At 35.2% G+C, this 6,291-nt stretch carries 2 protein-coding genes; both read left to right on the plus strand.

Annotated features, from left to right (window positions below; genetic code table 11):
- Positions 1 to 4,252: SDR family NAD(P)-dependent oxidoreductase (locus F6K27_RS31930; RefSeq protein WP_287284805.1), on the plus strand; the 4,252-nt coding region annotated here is incomplete at its 5' end.
- A gap of 4 nt (positions 4,253 to 4,256) precedes the next feature.
- Positions 4,257 to 6,291 (plus strand): type I polyketide synthase (locus F6K27_RS31935; RefSeq protein WP_287279873.1); only part of this gene is annotated, 2,035 nt, incomplete at its 3' end.

Raw genomic sequence — 6,291 nt, forward strand, 5'->3', positions numbered from 1 at the left:
GGGAAGTCAATGTGTAGGAGAAAACAAGTACTTATGGTTAGCATCTTTGCGTGAAGAAGTAGGTGCATGGGAACAGATGCTGTGTAGTTTAGGAAAATTGTATGTACAGGGGGTGGATATAGATTGGTTAGGGTTTGAGGGAGATGATCGACGAAATAAAGTAGTGTTACCCACTTATCCTTTTCAAAGACAAAGTTATTGGATAGAGACTGAAATTAAATCAAAGTTGTCAACTTCAAACTTAACAGCTACAATTATTCATCCCTTACTAGGTCAAAAACTACAGCTAGCAGGATTAGAAAATCGGTATTATTTCCAAGCACACCTGACAGCAAAATCACCAGCTTATCTTAGTCACCATCGAGTGTTTGAAAACAATCTCTTCCCAGCTACAGGTTATCTAGAAATGGGGCTTTATGCAGCTAAAACTTTATTTTATACACTTCATATAGTAATAGAAAATGTAATTATTAGTCGCGGATTAATACTTCCAGAAACTCAATCAATATTAGTTCAAACAATTCTTAGCAAATCAGATATAGATACCTATAAATTTGAAGTTTTCTCCAAAAAAGAAGAAAGTTTTTCAGATTGGAATCTTCATGTAGAAGGAAAAATTAAGCCACTGAAAAATTTAAGTACAATTCAAAAAATTGACATAGAAAAATATCTAAGCGATTGTACTGAATCTATAGAAATAAAACAACACTATCAAAAATGCCAGCAACTAGGAATTGACTATAGAAGTAATTTTCAAGGAATCAAACAATTATGGTCTAGTACAAACCAAGCTATCAGTAAAATTGAATTACCCCTAGAGCTAGTAGCAGAAGCAACTCATTATTATATACATCCAGCTCTACTAGATGCTGCTTTACAACTAATTTTTCAGATATTACCAAAAACTGACAACCAACAAACGTATTTACCAATAGGAATAAATAGGCTAAAAGTATATAATCCTCCTGGTCTATCTTTGTGGGCAATAGCAGTAATAACTGAATCTGACCAAAAAGATGAAGAAAATCTAAATGCTCAAGTTACTCTAACTAATTTAGAAGGAGAAATTATTGCCCAAGTAGAAGGCTTAAAACTTAGACTTGTATCACCTCAAACCTTAATAGAAAATCAAGTAGAATTAATTAATAACTGGTTTTACTCAGTAGCTTGGAAACCCCAAAGTCGTTTTGGAAAACTATTACCAACAAATGATTTACTAACACCAAGAGAAATTGAACAACAATTGGCTCCTGACCTCGAAGAATTAGTTACAACAATAGGAGAAAATAGCTCTCAAATCGAAAGTAGCTTAGAAGAGCTAAGTCTAGATTATATAGTAAAAGCAATAATAGACCTAGGTTGGAACTACAAACAAATGGAATGTTTTTCTACTGATACTGCTAGTAAACATCTAGGTATAGATACCAATCAAAGACAGTTATTTAAACGTATATTAAAAATTTTAGCTGAAGAGGGAATTCTAGAGAAAAAAGAAGAGCAGTGGCAATTGCTCCAGCCTTTAAAAAAATCTAATCCTGAAGAAAAAAGTCAGACTTTATTGATTCAATATCCTGATGCCAAAGCAGAATTAAGTCTTCTAAATCGCTGTGGAACTCAATTAAGTGAAGTATTAAAAGGTGTAAAAGACCCAGTACAATTACTATTTCCTGAAGGAGATTTAACTACAACAACTCAACTCTATGAAGAATCTCCTACAGCTAAAATTATGAATACCTTAGTACAAAAAGTTATATCTCAAGCAATTGAGAAATTATCTTTACAACGAGGAATACGAATGTTAGAAATTGGTGCTGGTACAGGAGGTACAACTAGTTATATCTTGCCCCATCTAAATCCCCATCAAATTGATTACACATTCAGCGATATTGGGGGATTGTTTATAACTAAAGCACAAGAAAAATTTCATGATTATCCCTTCGTCAACTATCGAACTTTAGATATAGAGATAGATCCAAGCAGTCAAGGGTTTGATTCTCATCAGAATGATATAATTATTGCAGCCAATGTACTTCATGCAACTACCAATATAAAGCAAGTTTTATCTCATGTGCGAAAACTGTTGGCACCTGGTGGGATTTTAATATTATACGAAGCTACAACTCAAAATAGGTGGGTTGATTTAATCTTTGGACTACTGGAAGGATGGTGGAAATTCCGAGATTATGAATTACGACCAGACTATCCTCTGCTTTCTCGCTTTAAGTGGCAACAAGTTTTAAAAGAAAAAGGTTTTGGTCAAGTAGTAACTTTACCAGAAATAAAAGGAATGCCTGAAGTCTTGTCCAACCAAGCCGTAATTGTGGCTAGAGCTAATAATGATGATATAGTTGTTTCCTCAAAATCTAATAAAAATTGGTTAATTTTAGCAGATAATCAGGGATATGCTCAACACTTAGCAAGTCAACTGCAGTCATTAGGAGATAACTGTACCTTAGTATTTATAGGTGAGGAATACAAATATCTTTCTGACTCAGGATCGTTAGCTGAATTTACTATTAATCCTGACAAACCAGAAGAGTTTGAGCAACTAATAGCTGAAATATCAACAAACTTGCCCTCAATATATGGAATAGTTCATTTGTGGCCTACAGAGGCTATGGTTGGGAAAGATATTAGTTCTCAAGACTTAAAAAAATTATCACAAAGAGGCTGTGGAACCACACTATCTCTAGTGCAGGCATTAGTAAAAGGAAGATTAACTGAATCACCTAAATTATGGCTAGTAACTTGTGGCTCGCAACCTGTACCAGAAACTAATTGTGTAATTTCAGGAATTGCTCAATCTTCTTTATGGGGAATGGGAAAAGTGATCGGGTTGGAACATCCAGAGCTAAAATGTGTGCAAGTTGATTTAGATCCTTACCAAAGTGTGGAAGACCAAGCATTAAAACTATTTGAAGAAATTTACTCAGAAGACCAAGAAGACCAAGTGGCATTTAGAGAAAATAGTCGTTACATATCTCGTTTAGTAGCTAGCTCTCCCAAAAAATCAGAAAAATCTGTGGCTTTCTCTCAAAATGCTTCCTATTTAATTACCGGAGGTTTGGGTGGATTAGGTTTATTAGTTGCTGATTGGATGGTCAAAAAAGGAGCTAAACATTTAGTTTTGGTGAGTCGCCGTCCACCCGATGAATTTAGTGAAAACAAGTTAAAGTTGCTAGAAGAAGCGGGTGCTTCAGTGGTAGTGGAACTGGCTGATGTGTCAGAAGTAGATTCTATGACAAAGGTACTAGCAAAGATAGACTCAACTTCAACTTTTCCGCTAGCAGGAATCATTCATTCTGCTGGAATGTTGTCAGATGGAGTTCTTGTCAACCAAAGTTGGTCAAGTTTTGAGCAGGTAATGGCTCCAAAAGTTGAGGGGGCTTGGATTTTACATAAATTGACTCAAAATCAGCCTTTGGACTTTTTTATATTGTTTTCTTCAGGTGCTTCTCTTTTGGGGTCAGCAGGTCAAGGAAATCATGCCGCTGCAAATGCTTTTCTGGATTGTTTAGCTCATTATCGTCAAGCTATGAGCTTGACTGGACTGAGTATTAATTGGGGTGCTGTTTCAGTTGTAGGAGAAGCGGCTGAAAAAGGTGCAGATATTCGACTCCAGCAAAAATTGGGTATAGAAGCCATCACTCCTGAGAAGTTTTTAGAGTCATTAGAGAAGTTGATGAATTTTTCTGAAGTACAAGTAGGAGTTCTGCCAATTAATTGGTTAAATTGGCAAGACAGAGTAACACAATGGCGGTTTTTAGCTGATTGGAAAGAAAAAACTGTTAATACTGTACCCGCATTAAAATCTGATTTTCTAGAGCATTTAAAGATGTTGATCCCTAGCGAACAAAGGAGATTATTAGAAGTTCATGTTCGTCAACAAGTAGCTCAAGTATTAGGCTTAAATTCATTTATTAATATTGATTTTAGTCAAGGCTTTTTTGAGTTAGGAATAGATTCGTTAATGTCTGTAGAGTTGAGGAGTTTTTTACAAAAAAGTTTAGGATGTGAGTTGCCTTCAACTTTGACTTTTAAATATCCAACCTTGAAGAATCTAGTAGATTATTTGGCTGAGTTGTTGTTAGATGTAAAGGTTGAAGGCAATTCAACTATAGAAAGAAAGCAAACTGAGGTTAACGAAGAAACACAAGAACAATTGTTAGCTAAAACAAAAGAGCTTTCAGAAAAACAATTAGAAGAAATAATCGATCAAAAATTAAATTTATTTGTTAATGAGGAGTTATAAATAAATGAAAAATCAATCAAATCAAATGAAAGATTTAACTCCTTTACAACGCTCATTTTTACTAATTGAGCAATTGCAAAAAAAATTAGATAAATTCCAGAATTTTCAAACAGAGCCAATAGCTATTATTGGTATGGGTTGTCGCTTTCCTAAAAATGTTAAGACTCCAAAAGAATTCTGGAATCTTTTATCTGAAGGAGTAGATGCTATTACTGAAGTTCCATCAACTCGATGGAATATTAATGATTATTATGACCCCGATCCAGAAAGTCCTGGCAAAATTTACACGCGATGTGGAGGATTTTTGGAGCAGATAGATTTATTCGATCCTCAATTTTTTGGTATTTCTCCTAAAGAAGCTGTTAGTATCGATCCTCAACATCGGTTACTATTAGAAGTTAGTTGGGAAGCTTTAGAACACAGTGGAATTTCTCCGTCAAAATTGCAAGGCAGTCAAACGGGAATCTTTTTTGGTATCACTCAAAATGAATACAGCAGATTTACCCTAGCAAATTCTAATCGTCCTGAAAATATAAGTATCTATGATGGCACTGGAAACGGTTTGTCTTTTGCATCAGGACGTCTTTCTTTTATTCTTGGTTCCCAAGGTCCAAGTATGTCTATTGATACAGTTTGCTCTTCTTCTCTAGTAGCAGTACATTTAGCCTGTCAAAGTTTACGAAATAAAGAATCTGATTTAGCTATAGCTGGTGGAGTTAATCTCAATTTGTTACCAGAAGGAACAATTTTTTTATCAAGGGCTAAAGCTTTGTCACCAGATGGTAGATGTAAGACTTTCGATGCTAGTGCAGATGGATTTAGTCGTAGTGAAGGTTGTGGAGTAATTATTCTTAAACGTTTATCTGATGCAATATCAAATGGAGACCGAATTTGGGCTTTAATTCGAGGTTCAGCAGTAAACCATGATGGTTGCAGTAGTGGTTTAACTGTTCCTAATCAAATAGCTCAGGAAAAATTAATTACTCAAGCGCTGAATCATGCTAAATTACATCCATCTCAAGTTAGTTATGTAGAAGCTCATGGTACTGGTACATCTCTCGGAGATCCTATTGAAGTGGGAGCTTTAGCCTCAGTTTTAAGTGCTAATCGTAGTCAGTCAAATCCTTTAATAATTGGTTCTGTAAAAACAAATCTTGGTCATTTAGAAGCTGCTGCTGGAATAGTAGGTTTAATTAAAGTAGTACTTTGTTTGGACAATGAAGAAATACCTCCTAATTTACACTTTTTTAAACCAAATCCTCATATTGAGTGGGAGAAAAGTCCTCTGATGGTTCCTACAAAGGTAATATCTTGGCCTCGCTCTGAAAAACAGAGATTTGCAGGAGTTAGTTCTTTTGGTATGAGTGGAACAAATGCTCATTTAATTCTAGAAGAAGCACCTCTTCAAACCCATAATAAATTATCATTAGACAACAGAAATAATTTACAACAGCGCCCACAACATTTATTAAGTTTATCAACAAAAACAGAAACTGCCCTAATTGAATTAGTCAATCGTTATCAAAGTTATCTGGAGACTCATCCTAAATTAGACTTGGCAGATATTTGTTTTACCGCTAATACAGGGCGGTCTCATTTTCATCATCGATTGGCAGTTATCTTTTCTAATACTTCAGAATTACTTGCTAAATTGAAACAATTTAGGAGAGGAGAAAAAGTAGCTGAAATATTTTCAAAAAAATTATCCTTAAGTAACAATAGTCAACCCAAAAAAGCGTTCCTATTTACAGGACAGGGTTCCCAATATCTGAATATGGGAAAAGAGTTATACCAAACTCAGCCACTATTTCGCCACACAGTTGACCAATGTTCCCAGCTCTTGCAACCCTATCTAGAACATTCCTTACTTTCCGTAATTTATCCAGATACACAAACAACACAAAACATTGACTTAATCAACCAAACAGCCTACACTCAACCAGCCTTATTTGCCATAGAATACGCTCTGTGTCAACTATGGCAGTCATGGGGCATCAAACCAGATATACTCATGGGGCATAGCGTAGGAGAATATGTAG

Source organism: Okeania sp. SIO2F5, from assembly GCF_010692685.1.
Lineage (GTDB): Bacteria > Cyanobacteriota > Cyanobacteriia > Cyanobacteriales > Microcoleaceae > Okeania > Okeania hirsuta.